The 22,679-nt window shown below is 67.1% G+C and carries 5 protein-coding genes; 1 reads left to right on the plus strand and 4 read right to left on the minus strand.

Annotation, left to right across the window (positions count from 1 at the left end):
• Positions 1–385 precede the first annotated feature (385 nt).
• A complete protein-coding gene (locus ASF84_RS06460) occupies positions 386–922 on the plus strand; it encodes a trypsin-like peptidase domain-containing protein (protein ID WP_236709377.1) in 537 nt (178 codons plus the stop codon).
• A gap of 1 nt (position 923) precedes the next feature.
• On the opposite strand, the gene ASF84_RS06465 is transcribed toward ASF84_RS06460, so the two are convergent.
• The 4 genes from ASF84_RS06465 to ASF84_RS06480 all read right to left on the minus strand — a co-directional run bounded on the left by ASF84_RS06465 (position 924) and on the right by ASF84_RS06480 (position 22,333).
• Entirely contained in the window at positions 924–2,126 is a 1,203-nt protein-coding gene (locus ASF84_RS06465; RefSeq protein ID WP_056836426.1) for an HlyD family efflux transporter periplasmic adaptor subunit, read from the minus strand.
• Entirely contained in the window at positions 2,123–4,282 is a 2,160-nt protein-coding gene (locus ASF84_RS06470; RefSeq protein WP_056836428.1) for a type I secretion system permease/ATPase, read from the minus strand. Before ASF84_RS06470 ends, ASF84_RS06465 begins: the two co-directional genes overlap by 4 nt.
• Positions 4,279–5,631, minus strand: coding sequence for a TolC family outer membrane protein (locus ASF84_RS06475; protein WP_082481395.1), 1,353 nt, complete (start codon positions 5,629–5,631; stop codon positions 4,279–4,281). Before ASF84_RS06475 ends, ASF84_RS06470 begins: the two co-directional genes overlap by 4 nt.
• A gap of 625 nt (positions 5,632–6,256) precedes the next feature.
• On the minus strand, positions 6,257–22,333 hold the full coding sequence (locus ASF84_RS06480; RefSeq protein WP_056836430.1) for a BapA/Bap/LapF family large adhesin: 16,077 nt from the start codon (positions 22,331–22,333) through the stop codon (positions 6,257–6,259).
• Positions 22,334–22,679 lie beyond the last annotated feature (346 nt).

Below are 22,679 nucleotides of genomic sequence, written 5' to 3' on the forward strand. Positions count from 1 at the left end.
CCGATGCAGCAGGGGCGAGCGATCTGCATAGCCCCTGCTGTGTCTTGAGCAGACCGTCCATTTCCGGTTCGCAAGGTTGCGCAGTCAACCTGTGCCAGGTCATTCCATGTACCCGGCAGCATTTTTTCAGGCGCCGAAAAAATGGCGACAAAAACCCACCGTCCGTCGACTTGCACTAATGGCATATTGCCTTGGTGATGGCTCAGTGACATATTCGCACCACCTTTCAATCCATCCCAATGTGAGCCGCATGACCCCCCTCAAGTCACTTCTGGCAGCCTGTGTGCTGATCAGCGGGTGCAATGGAATGTCCACCGCGTATGTAAAGGATCCTGTTCAAGACCAAGCGTTTCTCGTTCATGCCGGAGGTCCTCTGGCGTTACTGATGATGGCCAGCGCCGTGCAGTGGAACGATGAATATGCCGTAACGGTCAAGCATCTTCCCTATGTACCAGGGGCGGTCTTCCAGGGGCGAGGCGACGTGCAGTTCTTCCGTCACAAGGCCGGTCAGCGCGCGCCCATGTGGCGCCAGTACCGCCCCGGCGAAACGCTCACGGCGGTCGGCTACAACTCCATGTACATGAAAAGCCAGGGCCAGGGCCGTGCGCTGAGTGCCATGGTGCGCCTGGACGCCAAGGACGGGGGCGTGATGTACGGCACCCATGATGGCCCGACCGTGCAGGGCATGTCCGGGGGGCCGGTGTACGCCGCCGACGGCACCGTGGTCGGCATCAACGTTGCTTACCTGGAGCAGGATGACCTGCAAAAGCTCAAGCGCGCCGACCTGCCGGTGCAGGAGCAGGTCAGCATCTTCATGCCGTACGCCGAGATCAGCCGTGAGTGGCAGCGTTACGCCAGCCAGCAGGGCACTGGCAGGCCGGTACCGGCCCCGGTCGGTGTCTCGGTCGCCACGATGCACTAGATCATCGTTCGCGCAGGGCCTCCTTGGCCCTGTTCAGCGGCTTGATCAGGTAATCGAGGATGGTTTTCTCTCCGGTGCGGATGTCCACGGTGGCCACCATGCCGGGGACGATGGCAAACGGCTTGCCGGCCTTGTTGTACAGCACGTCGGCGCCGGTGCGGATGAACACCCGGTAATAGAAGACCTCCGGCTTGAACTCGTCCTGGATCGTGTCCGGCGAGATGGTCACCACCTTGCCGTCCAGGCTGCCGTAGATCGAATAGTCGTAGGCAGTGATCTTCACCTTGGCCACCTGGTCGGGGTGGATAAAGGCAATGTCCCGGGGCGCGATGCGCGCCTCGATCAGCAACTGGTCGTCTTGCGGCACGATCTGCATCAGCTTGCCGTTGGGCGGTATCACCCCGCCAATGGTGGTCACCTCGATGTCCTTGACGATGCCGCGCACCGGCGAGCGCAGGGTCAGGCGGGTCAAGGAGTCGGCGCGACCCCGCACCACTTCGGCCAGCGAGTCGGCCTCGGCGCTGGCCTTGGCCAGGTCCTGGCGGGCCTGGACCATGTAGTCCGAGCGCGCTTCACTGGCCTTGAGTTCCAGTTCCGAGCGCTGGCGATTCAGGCGGATCACCTCGACCCGGCTGGAGGCACCGGCCTTGGCCAGGTTCTCGGTGATGGTCAGCTCGCTGCGCACCAGTTTCAACGATTGCTCGATGCCGGCCAGGGTTTCCTTGAGCCCGCGCTGGCGGGTCTGGTAGAGCTCGGTCTCGGCGCGGGTCAGCTCCGGCCAGGCCTTGAGCGACTCGGCAAACACCAGTGGCTTGCCGCTGACTTCAGCCTGCAAGCGACTGACGCTGGCCAGCGCGGCGCGGTACTTGGCTTCGCTTTCGCCGACATTGGACTGTGTCTTGATCGGGTCCAGTTGCGCCAGGATATCGCCGCGCTCGACCCGTGAGCCTTCGCTGACATTCATTTCGGTGATGATCCCGCCTTCGAGCGACTGGATGACCTGCTCGCGCGAACTGGGCACCACCTTGCCGGTGCCACTCGACACTTCGACCACTTGGAAAAAAGCCGCCCAGAGCAGAAAGCAGCCCAGCATCAGCGCGCAGATCCACACCACGCGGGTGGCGCGCAGCACGTCGGCTTCGTCGGCACCGTCCAGGTAAGAGGAGGGCGCCGACGGCAGGTGAAATGCGACTTCACGGCTCATGGGCGCACCCCGCTGGGTTGTCTGAGTTGCGCCAGGGCCGCTTCCCGTGGCGCGTCGATGACGATGCGGCCGTTGTCGACCACGATGATGCGCTCGACCCGCTGCAGCACGCTGAGCCGGTGGGTGGCCATGACCAGCGTGCGGCCCTCGCACCACAGCAGCAGGTCATCGAGCAGGCGTTTTTCGGTGACGTCGTCCAGCGACGCCGTAGGTTCGTCAAGCAGCAGCACATTGGGCTGGCGCAGCAGCAAGCGCGACAGCAGCAGGCTTTGGCGCTGGCCGCCGGACAGGCCCAGCCCGCCCTCCAGAATCAGGTGGTCCAGGCCCTTGGGCAGGTGCCGGATGAATTCCAGGGCGCCGCTGATCGACAGCGCCGCCAGCAGCTCCTGGTCGCTGGCACGTCCGGCGCCCAGCACCAGGTTGTCGCGCAGAGTGCCGTGAAACAGCCGTGCATGCTGTTGCAACAGCCCGACGTCACGGCGCAGGTCGGCCGGGTCAAGGTGGCTCATGGCAATGCCATCGATGCTCAGCTCGCCAGTGGCCAGGTCCATCGCCCCGGCCAGCGCCTGCAGCAGAGTGGATTTGCCTGCACCGTTGCGGCCCAGCACGGCAATGCGCTCGCCAGGGCGGATGCGCAGCTCGTTGATGTGCAGCGCCACCGGCGCCATCGGGTCGTAGCGCAGCGCCGAGTCCCTGATATGAAAGTCGCCGCGAATCACCGGCAGGTGCACCCGCTTGCTGTTTTCCGGATGATCGACCGGCAGCTGCATCAGGTGGTTGAGGCCCTTGAGCGCGACCTTGGCCTGCTGCCAGCGGGTCAGCACATGATTGAGCTGGGCCATCGGCGCCATCATCCGCGAGGCCAGCATCGAGGCGGCCACCAGGCTGCCGGTGGTCAGGTCACCGGCGATCACCATGGGCGCGCCGAACACGATGACAATGGCAAACACCGCGCCTTGCACGCTTTGCGTCCAGGTCACCAGGCCGTTGGTCAGGCTGCGCAGTTGCAGGCCGGTGTCGGCGGTGGTGGCGTTGAGGCGGTTCCACTGCTCCTGAAAGCGCTGTTCGGCTTGCAGGGCCTTGATGTCGTCCATGCCCTGGATGCTTTCCACCAGCATGGCATTGCGCAGCGCCGACTCGCGCATGTTGGCATTGGCCAGCCGCGCCAGCCGGCGCTGGTACAACAGGCCCGGCAGCAGCATGCACACCAGCGCCGCCAGCGGGATGAGGACCAGCGACCCGCCGATCAGCCAGAACACGAACAAAAACAGAAAGAAAAACGGCAGGTCGGCCAGTGCCGTGGCGGTGCTGGAGGTGATCATGTCGCGCACCTGTTCCAGCTCGCGCAACTGGGCGATGAACGAACCCGTGGAGCGCGGCCGCACCGAGTTGCGCAGGCGCAGCGCATGACCGTAGACCAGGTCCGAGACGCGCAGGTCGGCGCGCTTGCCCAGCAGGTCGGTGATGCGCAGGCGCATGATGCGCAAGGTGAAGTCGAACAGCACCGCCAGCAGCACGCCGGCAAACAGCACGTAGAGCGTGGGCAATGATTCGGCGGGGATCACCCGGTCGTAGACCTGCATGGAAAACAGCACGCCGGCCATCGCCAGCAGGTTGGCCACCAGCGAGGCGATCATCACATGGCCGTAGGGCTTGAGGTCGCGCAGCACGATGCGCCGGAACCAGTGCTCATCGAAGGGCTGCACATAGTCATCGGTGCGCACATCCGACAGCGGCCGGGCCGGGCGCATGATCACCGTGCGTCGCAGCCGCTCGCCCAGCGCCTGCAAGGGCATGCGCTGTTGCAGGCCCTGATCGCCAGACAGCGCGATGCCGACTTCGCCCTCGCTCAGGCTTTGCACCACGCCGATCTGACCGTCCTGCAGCTCGACCACCAGTGGCGTGCGCCAGCGGCCCAGGTCGTGGGACCGGCGCCCGCCGAACTTGATCGTCAGCCCGGCCTGGCGCGCCATCTGGCGCACCACGTCCTCGACATCACGGTCGGGGCGCTGGGCGGCAATGCGCACGGTTTCTTCCGAGACGTCCATGCGGTAATGACGGGCCACCAGCAGGATGGCTTCCATCCATTGCGAATAGTCGGGCGGCTGCTCGGCCTGGCCGGGGTCGGGAGTGGTGATGATCACGGCATCGTTCATGGCAGAATCCTCACGCCCTGCACCGTGCGCGCTTCCAGGTCGAAGGCGCGACGCAGGCCGCCGCTGTTGTACAGGCAGTCGATCTGCAGGCGGCGCAGGTCCGCCTGGGTGCCGGCCAGTTCAAAGCGCGACTGGTGGATTTCCTGCTCGGCATTGAGCAGGTCGAGCAGCGGCCGGGTGCCCAGGTCCAGGTACTGGCGACCATACAGCTCGCGCGCTTCGCTGATGCTGCCCTGGCGTCGCTGCAAGGCATTGAGGCGCAGGGCCAGGCTGGAGGTTTGCGCCCGTGCCTCGGCCAGGCCCTGGCTGGCTTGCAGCAGGGCGGCGTCCTGGGCGGCATCGGCGGCGCTCAGGGCGTGCCCGGCGGCGCGGCTGCGGGCGCTGGTGGCGCCGCCCTGGTAGATCGGCACCTCGAAGTTCAGGTAGATGCCGGCCTGGGTGCGGTCGATGGCCGGGTTGTTGTCGTTGTAGCCGCTGTCCAGGTAATGGTTGACTGTCGGTTCCAGCGACAGCGTCGGGTAGGCATCGGCCCGGGCCCCGGCCAGCTCGGCCTCGGCCTGGGTGCGCTGGGCCTGGGCGACCAGCACGGCGGGCAGAATGTCGGTGGCCGGCTGCGAGCGTGAGCAGGCGGTCATCGATTCCTGTGGGAATTCATCGGCCACCTCGGCGGTGGTGGTGCGGCCCATCAGGTTGCTCAAGGTCGCCTGCCAGCGGGCGTATTGCGCCTTGTAGTCTTCCAGGCTGGCCATCGCACCCTCGGCCCGGGATTGTGCCTGCACCAGGTCCGAGCGGGTGCTGGCGCCCATGTCGCTGCGCTGGCGGGCCAGTTCGACGATATCGCCTACGCCCTGGATCTGTTTGCGGGCGATTTCGCTCAGGTGGCGGTAGCGCTGCACCTCGACCCAGGCGTAGGCGGTGTCGCGGGCGATCTGGTCGATGCTCAGCAGAATCTGCGCCTGGCTACGCGCCACACGGGCACGGGCGGCCTCGACGGCGTTATCGACCTTGCCGAAGTCGTACAGCATCTGCTTGAGCGAAATGCTCATGGCCTGGGAATTGCGGTCGCTGCCGTAGCCGGTGTCCATGCCGCCACGGATGCCGCCGGTGATCTGCGGGTAATAGCCCGCCTCAGCCACATTGATGCCTTCGCCTTGCTGGTACAGCGTGGACACCGCCTGGGCGATGTCGGGGTGCCAGCCGACGGCCTGGCGCACGGCTTCGTCCAGCGACAGGCGCTGGCCGGTGGGAACGCTGGCCGCGCGTGGCACCGGTGGTGGCGCTGCGGCTGGCGCTGCACGGTAGGAAGGCTGGTTCTGGCCTGCGCCAGGCCGTGGTGCCGGTGTTGGCATTGACGGCGCTGGTGCAGCCGCCACAGGGGGTGATGCCTGTTGCCGTGCGCTGTCGAACCTCGGCGCTGATGGTTGCGGCACGACCGTCACGGCACCCGGGTCGTGTTGCCGGGCGTTGTCCATTCGGCTGGCGTGTGGCTGCGGCGGCGCCTGAGCCGGCCGGGAATCCTGCGCCTGAACGCTGTCAGCCGGCTGACTGGACAGGCGCGTGGCGGCCGGCGCCGGGATGGCGCCCGGATCCAGCCGCGGTTTTTGCAGGCGGGTGGGACTCACTTCGGTCAAGGCCGGATCGGTCGGCGGTTCGGCGCCGCGCGCCCGGTGGCGGTTGAGCAGCGTGGCCATGATGCCTTCGCCTTGCTGATAGAGACTGGACACCTCCTGGACGGTGTCTGCCGGTGGCGAGTCCCGGCCTTGAGGCGGTGGATCTGCCTGGCCGGTGCCAGGTTCCAGGCGGCTGGTGGTGACCGAAGGTTGTGCGGCGTAGGCCGGGTGGCTGTTGAGCAGCGTGGCCATCGCCAACAGGGCGACGGGCGCGTGTCGGGTAATGCAGGCATAGGCTGACTTCACAATAATCCCTTACTGGTTGATACCGGCGCGCCGCCCCCGCAGCGCGCCGTGTCCTGCGTCACACCACCTGGATACCGTTCTGCACCCAAAGGTGATGGGTCGGGTCCTCCTGCGGTGTGTACTGGGTGTAGTGAAGACCATCTGCCAGCTGTGTGCCATCAACTGCCCATGTTCCGCCCAGGTGCACGCTGTCCTGGGTGCTGCCCTTGATCAACAGCGTGCTGTTATCGGCCTCGGTCACGGCCACCAGGTCGGCCAGGTTCAGGGTCAGGTTGACCGAGCTGGTGGTGTTGAGGTCGATGACCTCGATGTTGCTCAGCCGGTCATGCAGATTGCCCAGGTTGATGCTGGCGTCGCCACCGGCCCATAGCAGGGTATCGGTGCCGGTGCCGCCATCGACGGCCACGAAGTCCAGGTCGCTGATGATCAACTTATCGTTGCCGGCGCCGCCGTGCAGGCTGACCGCGCCGCCCTGCGAGCCGTCCAGGGTGTCGTTGCCGGCGGTGCCGGTGCTGGCCGCCAGGCTGTTCGAGGCATCGTCATTGTCGGCGCTGGCCAGCGCCATGCGTGAGCTGGCCGTACTGGCCTGGTCCAGGTCGATAGTGAGTGTGGCGGTGTCGGTGCTGCCGTTGGGGTGGGTCAGGCGGTAGGTGAACACTTCCTCCTGACCGATCACGGCACCGGTCAGGCCCGGCTTGAGCGTGTAGGTATAGTCGCCGTTGGCCTGCACCAGCAAGGTGCCGTAGGTGCCGATGATGCTGGTGCCGTTGTAGCCCGGTTGCACATAGGTGTTGGCGGCCGCCAGCACACTGAGCACGGTCAGTGCCGAGCCCAGCACGTCAGCGCCGCCCCCGGCGGTGTCAGTGAGCAGGTTGCCGGCTACCGGCGTGGAGCTGTTGACCACGAACTGATTGGGCAGGGTGGTGCTGTTGATCAGCCCGACGGTGATGCTCAGGCCCACCGACACGCCGGTGTAGCTCAGGCTGACCCGGTAGTTACCCGGTGGCTGATCGTCGATCGATGCACCATAGACGCCGCCGCCCAGATTGATCAGTGCGTTGGTCCCGGACCAGGTTTTCACCACGTCGTATTGGTTGGCGTTGGTGGCGCTCTGTTTGAGCAGGGTCACGTTCACCGCGCTCAGCAGCGACAGCAAGCCACTGGAGGTTAACGTCAGCGTCAGGTCATTGACCGTGCCGGCGCCGCTGAGAGTGAAGTCTTCAGTGCCCGAAGCGCTCAGGCTGAGCAGCCCGGCCGATACTGTGCCCAGGGTGGAGGTGTTGGTAACCACCCGGTTGGCCAGGGTGATGTCGGTGCTGGCGACATCATTGCTGGCATCAAGCAACAGTGCAGGGGTCGCCAGGTTGGTGTTGCTCCAGGTCTCGATGGCCTGTGGGCTGTCGATGCGCACGTACAGCGTGGCGGTGTCGGACAGGCCGTTGGCGTGCAGCAACTGGTAAGTGAAGACATCCACCTTGCCCACGCTGCTGGCGCTGCCGCTGGCCCGGTAGCTGTAGTTGCCCTGGGCATCGATGGTCAGCGTGCCATACAGGCCCTGGACGACCAGCCCGGTGCCGGCACTGGTGTAGACCGGGCTGCCGTTGCTGGTGCCGGTCTGCATGCGCACCACCGCGCCGTTGTCGGGACCTGTGATGTCGCGGGTACCATCGGTCCCGACATCGCTGATCACGTTGCCGGTGACGGCGGCCCCCGCCGCGCCGTTGAACTGGCTCAGGCTGTTGATATCCAGCACCAGGGTGCTGTTGATATTGGTGACCGCCGTCAGGCTGTTGCTGGCCACGGTCAGCCGGTAGGTGCCGGCCAGCAGGGTGCTGATGTCCACACGCACACCGGTGGAGGACAGCACGTCCAGGTTGATCAGCGAACCGTTGCCCGCGGTGCCCAGGGTCACCCAGGCCCCGTTGCTGTCCTGCACTTGCAGGGTGAAGGTGGCGCGGGTGCCCAGGTCCAGTACGCCTCCGCTGGTCAGGGTCAGCACAGGGTCGGCCGTGGTGCCGCTGTCGACCGTGAAGTTGAAGGTGTGACTAAAGCCCAGGCCCACCAGGGTCGGGAACGAGTCGGTGTAGGTACGGGTGGTGCTCACCGCCGCCAGGTTGACCGTGGCGGTGGTCAGGTTGTCGCTGGCCACCACCGGCCGGCCGGCATCGACATCGACCGCCACCAGGGTCACGTTCGGCCCTGGGTTGCCACGGGCGTCAGCCACACCGACGGTCAGGGTTTCACCGTTGATCTGCGCGCCGGAGAGTCCCACGCTGAAGCTGCCGTTGGCTTGCGCGGTGGTGGTGCCCAGGGTGGCGCCCACGGCATTTTTCACCGTCACGGTGGCGCCGGCCTCGGCGCTGCCGGTCAGGGTCAGGCCGTCGACCGATAACAGCAGCGCGGTGGCCGCCGGTGGTGGCGTCAGGTCCGGGGCGGTCACGGTCACGGCCGGGGAGGCGTTGTTGGCCGCATCCAGCTGGGTGACGCTCAGCACCTGGCTGTCGATCTGTGCGGGGCTCAGGATCAGTGACCAGGTGCCGTTGGCGGCCACCAGCGCGGTGCCCAGGCGGGTGCCGCCGGCCGTGTCGACCGCAATGCGATCGCCGGCGATGCCGGTGCCGCTGATCAGGCTGCCGGTGGCATTGATCACCGCTGTAGCCGGGGCGGCTGGAGCCGTGGTGTCCGGTGCGGTGACGCTGGCCGGCAGCGATACATTCTGCGCGGCATCGGTGAGGCGTACGCTCAGCACCTCGCCATCGGTCTGCACCGGGCTCAGCACCACGGTGAACAGGCCGTTGCTGCCGACCGTGCCGCTGCCGAGCAGCCCATTGCCGGCACTGCGCACTTCGACGGTCGTCCCGGCTTCGCCACTGCCGCTGAGGCTGGCACCGCCTGCGGCCACCACCAGGTTGGTGGCCAGCAGCGGGGCGACGGTATCGCCTGCGATCGTGGTCACCACCGGCGAGGCATTGCCTGCCGCATCGGCCTGACGCACGCTGAGCACCTGACCGTTGAGCTGGGCGCTGGCCAGTTGCACGGTAAAGCTGCCATCGCTGGCGACCAGCGCATTGCCCAGCGCCACACCCAGCGGGCTGGTGACGTACACCGTGGCCCCGGCTTCGCCGGTCCCGGTCAGTTGCAGGCCGCTGCCGACAATCGCCAGGTTGCCGGGTGCCGCCGGTGGTGTGGTGTCCGGGGCATTGACGCTGGCAATGGGCGAGACGTTGAGCGCGGCATCGCTCAGGGTGACCTGTACCCGTTCGCCATTGAGCAGGGCCGGGCCGGTCAGGGTGACACTGAACGTCCCTGCGGCCGAAACCAGCCCGGTGCCGATTTCAGTGCCGACGGCATTACGCACGCTGATCGTCGTACCGGCCTCACCGTTGCCCGTGACCACCGTACCGCCCGTGGTGACAGCCAGATTGCTGGCCAGCAGCGGGGCGGTAGTGTCTGCAGCAAAGACCTTGGCCTCGGTCGAGATGTTATTGGCTGCATCACGTTGCACGGCGTCCAGCACCTGGCCATTGGTCTGGGCGCTGCTCAGGGTCACGCTGAAACCACCATTGGCGGCCACCGTGGCCCGGCCCAGCTCCACGCCGGCCGCATTGCTGATGATGACCGTGGCACCCGCCTCACCGTTACCTGTCACCACCGTACCGGCCGGGTTGAGCGCCACGTTGGCCAGTGGATCCGGTGCAGTGGTATCGGGTGCGGTGACGAACACCGGACTGGAGTCGCCTCCGATCAGCGCGGAGGTCGTGACTTTTATCTGCTCACCGTTGGTCTGCGTCTGGTTCAGGGTGACGCTGAAGCTGTTGTCCGGCAGCACCGTCGTGGTGCCCAGCACGGTGCCGTCCGCCGCGTTGACATTGACCGTCAGCCCGGCCGTGCCCTGACCGGTCACGGTGTTGCCGTCGGCCGAGAGCACCACATTGGCCGGCGCGGCCGGTGGCGCAAACAACGGTACGGTCAGCGTCACCGGCAGCGACACATTGGGCGTCGCTGCGGTGTCGGCCTGGGTAACGATAAGTGTTTGCAAGGCCACCACTGGTGTATCGAAGGTGACGGTGAAGGTGCCATCGGCGGCGACCACGGCGGTGCCGATGGCTGTGCCACCGCGGGTCACGGTTACCGTGGCGCCTGCCTCGCCCAGGCCTGAAAGCTCGGTGTAGGTCGAGTTGAGCGCCACGTTGCTGAGTAATGGCGGAGGGGTGGTGTCGAGCGAATCGACGATCAGGGTGGTGGCGTTGCCGAGGAGATCGCTGGCCACCACGGTCAAGGGTGCACCGGTGATCTGCGGGGTATTGAGGGCGATGACCGTTGTGCCGGGCAGGGTGATTACGGCGGTGCCCAGCAGGCTGCCATCGGCGGCCCTGACGGTGACGGTACTGCCGATTTCAGCGTTGACGCTGAGAGTGCTGGCGGTCGGCAGGCCGACGATCGCCAGGTCTGGCGCGGTAATGTCTGGCGCGTTCAGGGTCACCGCCGGTGAAGGCTGGTTGGAGCCGCTGATATCCGTCTGTACGACACTGAGCACTTCACCGTTGAGTTGAGGGGTGCCCAGGTTGACGCTGAACGTACCCTCGCTGCCGACCAGCACAGGGGCGCCCAGCGCGGTGCCGGCCACCGAGACCTGCACCGTGGCGCCGGCTTCACCGGTGCCGGTCAGCACCAGACCATTGAGGCTCAGCGCCAGGTTGGCGACGGCGTCGGGCGCGGTGATATCAGGGGCTGTGAAGGTGGCATTGGCCGAGGCATTACCCGCCGTATCGGTCTGGCGAATGCTCAGCCGTTCGCCATCGAGCTGCGGTGCACTGAGGTCGATGCTGAACGTGCCGTTGCTGGCCACAGTACCGACGCCCAGTACGGTCTGGTCGGCATTGCGCACGGTCACGCTGGCGCCGGCCTCACCTGTGCCGTTCAGGGTCAGGCCAGCGTTGATCAGCGCAAAGGCGCCCGGTGCGTTGGGCGCGGTGGTGTCGGGTGCCGGGGTGGTGACCGACGGCGATGGGTTACCGGCCGCATCGGTCTGTTGCACGGTCAGGACCTGGCCGTTCAGTTGCGGGGTGTTCAGGGCTACTGTGAATGTGCCGTCGCTGGCAACCATCACCGTGCCCAGGCTGATGTTGCCACTGAGGACCGTGACCGTGGCGCCGGCTTCACCCGTGCCGGTGAGCTGGTTGCCCTGGGCGTTGACCTGCAGGTTGGCGACCGCTGCTGGCGGGGTGAGGTCCGGTGCGGTGAGGCTGAGCACCGGCGACAGGTTTTGCGCCGTGTCGATCACCACCACGTGCAGCGCTTCTTTGTTGACCAACGGGGGATTGAGCAGCAGTGCAAAGGTGCCATCAGGATTGGCGGTTACCGTGCCCACCAGGGTGCCGTCGGCACGGCTGACCCGCACGGTCGCGCCGGCTTCGGCGATCCCGCTGATCTGGCTGCCGGCGGCATTGATTGCGCCTGTGGCCAGCGCTGGTGGCGTCAGGTCCGGGGCGGGTACGGTGCTGGTCGGGCTCAGGTTGCCGGCCAGGTCGATCTGCTGGACGTTCAGGGCCTGGGCATTGATTTGCGCAGGGCTCAAGGCCACGCTGAACGAGCCGTCGGCCATCACCATGGCCCGGCCCAGTTCGACACCACCGGCATTGCGCACAATTACGGTAGCGCCGGCCTCACCGCTGCCGGTCACCCGTGTGCCGGTCGGGTCGGCCAGGACATTTTGCAGGGCCAGCGGGGCGGTGCTGTCCGGTGCGAGCAGACTGGCGGCAGGCGAGACATTGCCGCTGCCGTCGACCTGGGTCAGGCTGATTGTCTGGCCGTTGAGCAGCGCGGTGCCAAGCACCAGGGTAAAGGCGCCGGTCGGGCTGATCACCACGCTGTCGAGGCTGTTGCCGACCCGCACGGTGGCCCCGGCTTCGCCGCGCCCGGTGATGGTCACACCGTCACCGGCAAACACCAGGTCAGTCAGGGTCATGGGGGCGGTGCGGTCTGCCGCGACCAGGCCGGCCACGGGCGATACGTTGCCGGCGGCGTCTGCCAGGCTGATGGCCAGGGGCTGGCCGTTGAGCTGTGGCGTATCGAGGGTGACCTGAAAGGTACCGTCGACACGTACTATGCCGGTGCCCAGCACGGTGCCGGCACTGTTGGTCACGGTGACAGTGACGCCGGCCTCACCCAGGCCGGACAACCGGGTTCCGGTGCTGTCCAGCGCCAGGCCGGTGGCGATCAGCGGTGCGATGCGGTCGGCAGCGATCAGGCTGACCGCCACTGACTCGTTCTGCGCCACATCGGTCTGGGTCAGGTTCAGAACCTGGCCATTGAGTTGCGGCTGCGACAGGGTGGCGCTGAAGGTGCCGTTGGCGGCCACCACGGCCGTGCCCAGGTCGGCGCCATTGGCGGCGCTGATCGTCACGGTGGCCCCGGCTTCGCCGCGTCCGGTGACGGTCAGGCCATCGGTCGACAACCGATAATCGGTCAGTGCATCCGGTGCCTTGACGTCTGCCGCCAGCAGTTGTGTCGGCAGTGAACTGTAGCCGCCACTGTTGGTGGCTGAGACGCTCAGGGTCTCGCCATTGAGCTGCGCGTTGAGCAGGTCGACGCTGAAACTGCCGTTGGCGGCCACCAGTGTGGTGCCCAGCACCTGGCCGTTCAGGCTGAGCACGACCACGGTAGAGCCAGCGGTGCCGGTGCCGCTCAGGCTCAGACCATCGGCGCTCAGGCTCAGGTTGCTCGGGGTATCGGGTGCCAGGTTGCCGGGCGCGGTGACACTGGCGCCGGGCGAATCATTGCCGGCCTCGTCGCTCTGGATCACGGTCAGCACGCTGCCAGTACTGGCCGCCGGGCTCAGGGTCACGCTGAAAGTGCCATTGGCGGCCACGAACGCGGTGCCCAGCACGGTGCCGCTGGCGTTGGTCACGGTGACCTCGGCGCCGGCTTCGCCCAGCCCGGTCAGCGTAGCGCCATTGGCGGCCACGGCCAGCGCCGTGACGGCCGCCGGTGGCGTCAGGTCGGCGGCCAGCAGGCTGGCGCTGCCTGAGGTATTGCCGGCGGTGTCGCGAGCGTTGACGCTCAGGGTCTGGGCGTTGAGTTGCGCTTCGCTCAGGGTCAATTGGAACAGACCATTGGCGCCCACCGTGCCGGTGCCGAGCAGCCGGCCGTTGGCGTCGCTGACGGTGATCGTGCTGCCGGCTTCGCCGCGACCGGTCACCTGCAGGCCGGTGGCGTTGAGCAGCAGTTGGTCCGGGGTGGCCGGTGGCGTGATGTCAGGTGCCGTGACGTTGACCGACGGGCCTTCGTTGCCGGGTGGGTCTTCCTGATTGACGGTCAGCAACTGGGCGTTCAACTGCGCGCCGCTCAGGGTCACGCTGAACCCGCCATTGGCGCCGACCAGGGCACTGCCCAGTACCGTGCCGCCGATGTTACGCACAAACACCGTGGCGCCTGGTTCGCCATTGCCGGTCACGGTCAGGCCGTCGGTATTGATGACGACATTGGCCAGGGCGGCGGGCGGGCTGATGTCCGGGGCGTTGAGGTTGACCTCGGAGGAGGTATTGCCGGCGACATCGACCTGGACGATTTCCAGGGTCTGGCCATTGGTCGGGGCCGGAGCGAGGGTGACACTGAAGGTGCCGTTGACAGCCACAGTCGCGCTGCCCAGCACGGTGCCGTTGGCGTCGCGCACCTGCACGGTCGCGCCGGCCTCACCCCTGCCGGCCAGGGTGGTGGCATCGGCGCTCAGGTTCAGGTCGCTGACCACCGCGGGCGGGGTACGGTCCAGGGTTGCAAGGCTGCTGGCCGGTGAGCTTTGGTTGGCCGCATCGGTCAACTGCACCTGCAAGGCGGCACCGGTCAGTTGCGGTTGCGCCAGGCTGACCTGGAAGTGGCCGCTGCCATCGACCACGCCGCTGGCCAGCAGCGCACCGCCGGCATCGCGAACCTGCACGGTGGCGCCGGCTTCACCCTTGCCGCTGACCACGGTGCCGGCGGCGTTGATCGCCAGCTCGGTCGGGGCGGCAGGGGCTTGCAGGTCAGGGGCATTGACGGTGGCCGAAGGCGAGGTGTTATTGCCACCGTCGGTCTGGGTGACCGACAGCAATTGTGCGTTCAACGGTGCCGGGCTGAGGGTAACGATAAAGGTGCCGGTGCTGCTGGCCGTGGCCGTGCCCAGCACGCTGCCATCCGGGCCGCGCACCGTGAGGCTGGCGCCGGCTTCGGCACGACCGGTCAGGAAACTGCCATCGGCATTGATCATCAGGTTGGTGGGGGCGTCGGGCGCGGTGGTATCGGCCGCCAGCAACAAGGCTGGCACCGAATTCTGGCCGCCGGCACTGGCGGTGGCGTAGAGGGTCTGGCCATTGGTCTGTGCCTGGGCCAGGCTCACGCTGAATGTGCCGTCGGCGCCGACCACGGTCGAGGTGCCAAGCAGGGCGCCACCGCTGCCACTGACCCGGACCACGCTGCCGACGGCTGCCAGGCCGGTCAGGGTCAGGCCATCGGCCGACAGCAGCAGGCCGGTGGGGCTGGCCACGCTGTTGGCGTCCGGGCCGGCCAGCAGCACGGCGGGTGCTGCATTGCCGACCGCATCGCGGGCCACCACGCTCAAGCTGTCGCCGGTCAGGGCGGCGCTGTCCAGTGACAGGGTAAACACACCGTCACTGCCGACCGTGACCGTGCCCAGCGGGGTGCCGTTACGGGTCACCGTGACTATCGAACCGGCCTCGCCGGTGCCGGATACGGTCAGGCCATCCGGGCTGATCGCCAGGTTGGCGACCGCCGCCGGCGGGGTGCTGTCCGGCGCGTTGTATTGCAAAGGCAGCGAGCTGCGACCGCTGTCATCGCGGATCACCAGCTCCAGGATTTGACCGTTGAGCTGCGTGCTGCCCAGCACCACGCTGAAGGTACCATCCGGCAGCACCATGCTGCTGCCCAGCGAGCTGCCGTCGGCGGCATACACCTGCACGGTGGTGCCGGCTTGCGCCGTACCGGTCAGGGTCAGGCCGTCGGCATCAATGGCCAGGTTGTCAGGCTGGGGCAGTACGCCCAGGCTGGGGGCGGCAACGGTCTGGGCCAGTGACACATTAGGGCCACCGTCGGTCAACGTGACGCTGAGCTGTTGCCCGTCAATCTGCGCCGGCACCAGAGTCACCGTGAAACTGCCATTGGCCGCGACCACGGCAGTGCCGAGCGCCACGCCGCCGACACCGGTCACCTTGACCGTGGTGCCGGCTTCACCGGTGCCGGTCAGGGTCGCGCCATTGGCACTGATCACCAGGTTGGTCGCTGCCAGCGGGGCGGTGCTGTCCGCAGCGATCAGTGCGGTGGCCGACGAGGCGTTATTGCCGCTGTCGGTCTGGAGCACGCTCAGGTTCTGGCCATTGAGCTGGGCGCTGGTCAGCGTCAGGCTGAAGGTGCCATTGGCGGCCACCGTGGCCGTGCCGATTTCAGTGCCGGTCGCATCGCGTACGCTGATCGTCGCACCGGCCTCGCCGCTGCCGGTCAGGGTCAGGCCGTTCCCGGCCAGCAACAGATTGGCCGGCGCTGACGGTGGCTGAATGTCCGGCGCATCGAGGTTGGCGATCGGCGAGGTATTGTTGGCCGCATCGGTTTGCGTCAGGGTCAGGGCCTGACCATTGTCTTGTGCGGTGGTCAGGGTGATTTCGAAGCGGCCATTGAGGCCCACCAGGCCGTTGCCGATCTGCATGCCCGCTGGATCGAAAACCAGCACCCGCGCGCCAATTTCGCCATTGCCGCTGACCACGCTGCCGTTGGCAGAAATCGCCAGGTTGCTCAGCGGATCGGGCGCGATGGTGTCCATCGGTACGGTATTGACCGGGTCCGATAGATTCCCGGCGGCATCGGCCTGCACCACTTGCAGGACTTCGCTGGCGTCCGGCGCCGGCGACAGGGCGACGTTGAACGAGCCATCGGCAGCCACCAGCGCCGTGCCCAGTACGGTGCCGCTGGCATTGCGTACGGTCACCCGTGCGCCGGCTTCACCTTCACCGCTCAGTTGCGTGCGGTTGGCATTAAGCGAAAGGTCGGTGACCGGTTGCGGTGCCAGGGTGTCCGGTACGGCGAAATCCACGGGCGTGGCGCTTTCGCCAGTCGCCGATACCGCCGTCACTTCAAGCACCTGGCCGTTATTCTGCACGCTGGCCAGGGTCACGCTGAACAGGCCGTTGGCACCGACCACGGCGGTGCCCAGCACGTTATTGTCCTGGTCGGTCACGGTGATGGTCGAGCCGGCCCGGCCGGTCCCGCTGAGCACGGTGCCCGTGGCATCCAGGGCGAGACTGGCCGGTTGCAATGGTGCTTGCAGGTCCGGTGCGGTCAGGCTGGCGGGTACGGAGGTATTGCCTTGCGCATCGCTCAGGGTCACTTGCAGCACCTGGCCCTGGTTCTGGGCACTGGCCAGCGGCACCGAGAAACTGCCAGTGGCCCCCACGGTGCCGGAGCCGAGCAGGTTGCCGTCGGCATCACGCACGGTGACGGTGGCCCCCGGTTCGCCACGGCCACTGATCACCAGACCATCGGCATTGATGACCAGGCTGTCCGGTTGTACCGGGGCCGTGGTGTCCGGCGCGGTGAGCAGGGTCGGGATCGATTCGCGTCCGTCGACAGCGATGACCACCACCTCGATCACTTCACCGTTGGCTTGTGGCGCGCTCAGCGGCACGGTAAAGCTGCCATTGGCGGCCACCACGGTGCTGCCCAGCACGTTGCCATTGGCATCACGCACTTCGACGGTGGTGCCGGCCACCCCGATACCGCTGACCGCCGTGCCGGTAGGGTCAAGGATGGCCGAATCGGGCGGCACAGGACCGCTGGCATCCGGTACGGTCACGTTGCTGACCGGCGACTCCAGGCCCGAGCCATCGACCTGGCTGAGCGACAGCACGCTGTTCCCGGCCACGGCCGGGTCCAGCGTGAGCACAAAACTGCCGTTGGCCGCGACCACGCCGCTGGCCAGGGTGTTGCCGTTGGCGTCACGCACCGTCACGGTGGCGCCGGCCTGGCCCTTGCCGGCCACGCTACTGCCGTCAGGGCTGACCACCAGGGCGGTCACCGCGGCCGGTGCGGTCATGTCCGGTGCCATCACTGTCACATTCGGCGCGCTGTTGCCCGCCGCATCGGCTGCGGTGACGTCCAGTTGTTCGCCGTTGACCTGGCCCGGCGTCAGGGCCACGCTGAAGGTGCCGTCGGCCTCGACGGTGGAAGACCCCAGCATCAGCCCCGAGGCGCTGCGCACGAAGATGCGCAGGCCGGCAAAGGCGCGGCCGGTCAGGAACAGGCCGTCGGCAGACACGGCCAGATCGACCGGTGGGTCGATCCGGCCCAGGTGCGGTGCGGTCACCGTCGCATTGGGCGAGGCATTGCCGGCGGCATCGGTGAGCACCACGCCCAGCGCCTGGCCGTCATCCTGAGCCGGGTCGAGGGTGATGCTGAAGGTGCCGTCGACGCCGACCAGGCCGCTGCCGAGCAAAGTGCCGGCGGCATTGGTGACCGCCACTTGGGCGCCGACTTCGCCGCGTCCGGTCAATACGGTGCCATTGGCATTGAGCGCCAGATCGGTCGCCGCCGCAGGAGGCGTGGTGTCGCCTGGAAGGTCAGGGGCGGTAAGGCTGCTGATGGGCGAAACATTGCCGGCCGGGTCTCGCGCCGACACGTTTACCCCTTCACCGTCGGCCAATGCCGGGACCAGCGTCACCCTGAAGCTGCCGTCAGCCGCCGCTACCGCACTGCCCAGCAAGGTTCCGTCGGCGCTGCGCACCAGTACGGTCGAACCGGCCTCGGCCTGGCCGCTGAGCTGACTGCCGTCGGCATTGAACAGCAGGCCGCTCGGGGCTTGCGGTGCGCTGACATCGGGCACGGTCAAGGAGGCCGATGGCGAGGTGCCGTCGACATCGGCCTGCACCACGCTCAGGGTCTGGCCATCAAGTTGCGCAGTGTCCAGGGTGACGCTGAAGCGGCCGTCACCGGCGACCATGGCGCTGCCCAGCACATTGCCGTTGGCATCGCGTACGGTGACGGTGGCACCGGCTTCACCGAGCCCGCTCAGGGTCAGGCCGTCAGTGCTCAGTTGCAGGCCGGTCGGGGCGAGCGGCACATCGATGCCATCCGGTGCACTGGCCAAGGCGGCGGGCGAAAGGTTTCCGGCCCCATCGGTCTGGCTGACGGACAGCACTTGGCCGTCCAGTTGAGCGGAGTCGAGCGTGACACTGAAAGTGCCGTTGGTGGCCACCACGGCAGTGCCGAGTGCGCTGCCATCGGCGGCGCGCACGGTGACGGTCGCTCCGGCTTCACCGGTGCCGCTCAGGGTCAGGCCATTGGCGCTGATCTGCAGGCTGGCCGGTGCCAGCGGCGCGCTGATGTCGGCTGCTGTGATCGGGATGGGCGGTGAGGTGCCGCCGGCGTCGGCCTGCACCACGCTCAGGGTCTGGCCATTGAGTTGTGCAGTGTCCAGGGGCACGCTGAAGGTACCGTCGGCGGCGACCACGGCCGTGCCCAGCACGCTGCCGTCGGCAGCGCGTACGGTGACGGTCGCACCCGCCTCACCGGTACCGCTCAGGGCCAGGCCATCGGCACTGAGCAGCAGGTTGACTGGCGCAGCCGGTGCGGTGACATCGGCTACGGTCAGCGAAGTCGAAGGCGAGGTGCCGCCGGCATCGGCCTGCACCACGCTCAGGGTCTGGCCATCGAGTTGCGCAGTGTCCAGGGGCACGCTGAAGGTGCCATCGGCGGCCACTACGGCAGTGCCGAGCAGAACGCCGTCCGGGCCGCGCACGCTCACTGTTGCACCGGCTTCACCGGTGCCGCTCAGCGTCAGGCCATCGGCACTCAATTGCAGGCCACCGGGGCCCGATGGCGCATTCACGCCATCGGGCGCGGTTGCCAAGGCAACAGGCGAGAGGTTGCCGGCGGCATCGGCCTGGCTGACGGACAGTACCTGGCCATCGGTCTGTGCACTGCCCAGGGTGACGCTGAAAGTGCCATCGGCGGCCACCACGGCAGTGCCCAGCACGCGGCCATCGGCGGCGCGTACGGTAACGGTTGCGCCGGCCTCACCGGTGCCATCCAGGGCCAGGCCACTGACGCTGACTTGCAGATTGGCAGGCGCGGCCGGGGCGGTGACATCGTCGGCGGTCAGCGAGGTTGAAGGCGAAGTACCGTCGGCATCGCTTTGTACGACGTTCAGGATTTCGCCATTCAATTGTGCGCGGCCCAAGGTGACGCTGAAGGTGCCATCGGCCGCGACAGTGGCCGTGCCAAGCATCGCGCCGTCGGTCCCTCGTACGGTGACCGTCGCGCCGGCTTCACCGGTACCGGTCAGGGTCAGACCATCGGCACTCAGTTGCAGGGCGCCGGGAGCCGCCGGAACGTCGACCCCGTCCGGGGCAATGGTCGAGCCCACGGGCGAGACATTGCCTGCTGCATCGGTCTGCACCACGCTCAGGGTCTGGCCATCGAGTTGCGCACTGGCCAGGGTCAGGCTGAAGCTGCCGTCAGCCGCGACCATCGTACTGCCCAGCAGCGTACCGTTGGCATCACGTACGCTCAGGGTGGCGCCGGCTTCGCCGGTGCCGGTGAGGGTCAGGCCATCGCTGCTGACCAGCAGGTTGGCCGGGGCTGACGGGGCGGTCACGTCAGCGGCGATCAGGGAGGCGGACGGCGAGGTGCCGTCGGCATTGCTCTGCACGGCACTTAAGGTTTCGCCATTCAACTGGGCGCTGTTCAGGGTGAGGCTGAAGGTGCCGTCAGCGGCCACTACTGCGGTGCCGAGGATGGCGCCATTGGTCGTGCGCACGGTAAGGGTCGCGCCGGCTTCACCGCTGCCCGTCAGGGTCAGGCCGTCGGCGCTGAGTTGCAGGCCGGTGGGGGCAGAAGGTGCGTTGACACCATCAGGCGCTGTCGTGGAGGTCGAGGGGGAGAGGTTGCCGGCAGCATCGGTCTGGTTGACCGACAAGGCCTGCCCGTCGGTTTGCGCGGCGCCCAAAGTGACGGTAAATGTGCCATCGGCGGCGACCACAGCGCTGCCCAGCACGCTGCCGTCGGCGGCGCGTACGGTCACGGTGGCGCCGGCTTCGCCGGTGCCGGTGAGGGTCAGGCCATCGCTGCTGACCAGCAGGTTGGCCGGCGCTGACGGGGCGGTGAGGTCCGCGGCGGTCAGTGATGTGGCGGCCGAGCTGTTGCCGAATGCGTCCGTCTGGACCACCGACAGCGTTTCTCCGTTGAGTTGAGCGCTGTCCAGGGTCAGGCTGAAGGTGCCGTCGGCGGCGACCACGGCGCTGCCCAGTACGGTGCCATCGACGTTGCGTACGGTGACGGTGGCTCCGGGCTGACCGGTGCCGGTCAAGGTCACCCCGTCGGCATTCAATTGCAGGTCACCGGGTGCCGATGGCGCATTCACGCCATCGGGCGCGGTTGCCGAGGCAGCAGGCGAGAGGTTGCCGGCGGCATCGGCCTGGCTGACAGACAGGACCTGGCCATCGGTCTGCGCGGTGCCCAGGGTCAGGCTGAACGTGCCATTGGCTGCAACCACGGTACTGCCCAGCACGCTGCCATCGGCGGCGCGGACGGTCACGGTGGCGCCGGCTTCGCCACGGCCGGTCAGGGTCAGGCCGTCGGCGCTGACCAGCAGGTTGGTCGGTGCGGCGGGAGCGGTGACGTCGGCGGCGGTCAGGGACGCCACCGGTGAGGTGCCATCATTGTTGCCTTGCACCACACTCAGGGTTTCGCCGTTCAATTGGGCGCTGCCCAGCGTCAGGCTGAATGTGCCGTTGGCCGCCACGACGGCGGTGCCCAGGAGGGTGCCATTGGCACCGCGCACAGTGACCGTGGCGCCGGCTTCGCCGCGACCGGTCAGGGTCAGGCCATCGGTGCTCAGTTGCAGGTTGGTGGGCGCACCCGGCGCGTCGTTGCCATCCGGTGCGGTGGTCGAGGCGCTGGGTGACACGTTGCCGGCGGTATCGGTCTGCACCACGCTCAGGGTCTGGCCGTCCAGTTGCGCACTGCCCAGCACTACGCTGAACGTGCCGTTCGCGGCGACGATGGCGGTGCCAAGCAGCGCGCCATTGGCAGCGCGCACGGTGACGGTGGCGCCGGCTTCGCCGGTACCGGTCAGGGTCAGGCCATTGGCGCCGACCTGCAGATTGGCCGGGGCGGCAGGCGCGGTGGTGTCTGCCGCGTTGATGGTTGCCTCTGGCGAGACATTGCCGGTGGCATCGGCCTGATCGACGTTCAGGGTCTGGCCGTCAAGCTGTGCACTGCCAAGCGCTACGCTGAACGTGCCGTCGGCCCCGACCACGGCGGTGCCCAGCACATTGCCATTGGCATCGCGCACGGTGACGGTGGCCCCGGCTTCGCCGATGCCGGTCAGGTTCAGGCCATCGTCACTCAACTGCAGGTTGGCCGGCGCCAGGGGCGCGCGGGTGTCCGGAGCGGTAATCGGCGTGCCACCGGAGGTATTGCCGTTGGGATCGGTCTGATCGACCACCAGCGGCTCGCCATTGTTCTGCGCGGTGTCCAGCGGCACCGAGAAGTTGCCATCGGCGCCCACTACGGTGCTGCCCACCACGGTGCCGTCGGGGTTGCGTACGTTGACCGTGGCGCCGGGTGTACCGGTGCCATTGAGTGTCAGGCCGTCAGTCGACAGGCTCAGGTTACCGGGTGCGTCAGGGGCGACAGGATCATCACCACCGCCGCCCCCACCGCCTGCGCCGCCAGCGGCCGCCGCCGCGCCACCAGCCCCCAGCAGGCCAAGGCCGGCAAAGGCGAAGGTCTGGGTCGCGCCATCGACAAGGCCGGCGTCGGCAATCAGGGTGTCGATGGAGGCAACTTCGGCAAAGGTAAAGCCGTTGAAGGCGTCGGCGCTGTACTGGGCTTGCCACAGGGCACCGTCTTCACCGACAAAGACCATGTCGCTCTGTACGCCTTCAGCGGTGGTGGCGAAAAAATTACCGATCGTGACTTTTTCACCGGACTTGAGGGTCAGGATCAGGTCCTGGCCGTTACGGTTGACCGAGGCGATCTGCGACGGCGCGACGGGCATCTGCACCACGCCTGGCTTTGCCAGTTGAAAACTGCCCCATTCCCTGGCGGAAATCTCGGATGTGGCTTTATCGGCGACTACGATGTTGTCCATGACGACTCCTGCCTTTTCCCCGTGTACCCCTGTGGTCAGGCTGCAACCTTATCCAGCATTCCCGACCGTGCAGGACATGCATGAGCCTGGCGAACGCTTGTGTGAATTCCCTGACCACAAGAGGTGTTCGATAACTTCTGGATGGCTTGGGTATAGCAACGTCACTTCGTTTCGTCACAGCGTGTTTAATCAAGTGAATGCGTATTGGCTGTTTGCTGGTCGAGGCGGTAAGCGTAACGATCCACAAATACGGGGGCCTAATGGCAAGTCGACATGTCGCCAACCGTTTGTCGGTTTTTTTATTCAGTTAAATGCGGATGTTCGATGAATCGATTAAGGCATTAAT

Origin of the sequence: Pseudomonas sp. Leaf127 (assembly GCF_001423155.1) — a bacterium.
GTDB lineage: Bacteria > Pseudomonadota > Gammaproteobacteria > Pseudomonadales > Pseudomonadaceae > Aquipseudomonas > Aquipseudomonas ovata.

Excerpts from the sequence above, each read along its gene's own strand:
- ASF84_RS06465 (WP_056836426.1), bottom strand. The coding sequence starts at position 2,126 with ATGAGCCGTGAAGTCGCATTTCACCTGCCGTCGGCGCCCTCCTCTTAC.
- ASF84_RS06470 (WP_056836428.1), bottom strand. The coding sequence starts at position 4,282 with ATGAACGATGCCGTGATCATCACCACTCCCGACCCCGGCCAGGCCGAG.
- ASF84_RS06475 (WP_082481395.1), bottom strand. The coding sequence starts at position 5,631 with ATGCCAACACCGGCACCACGGCCTGGCGCAGGCCAGAACCAGCCTTCC.
- ASF84_RS06460 (WP_236709377.1), top strand. The coding sequence starts at position 386 with ATGATGGCCAGCGCCGTGCAGTGGAACGATGAATATGCCGTAACGGTC.
- ASF84_RS06480 (WP_056836430.1), bottom strand. The coding sequence starts at position 22,333 with ATGGACAACATCGTAGTCGCCGATAAAGCCACATCCGAGATTTCCGCC.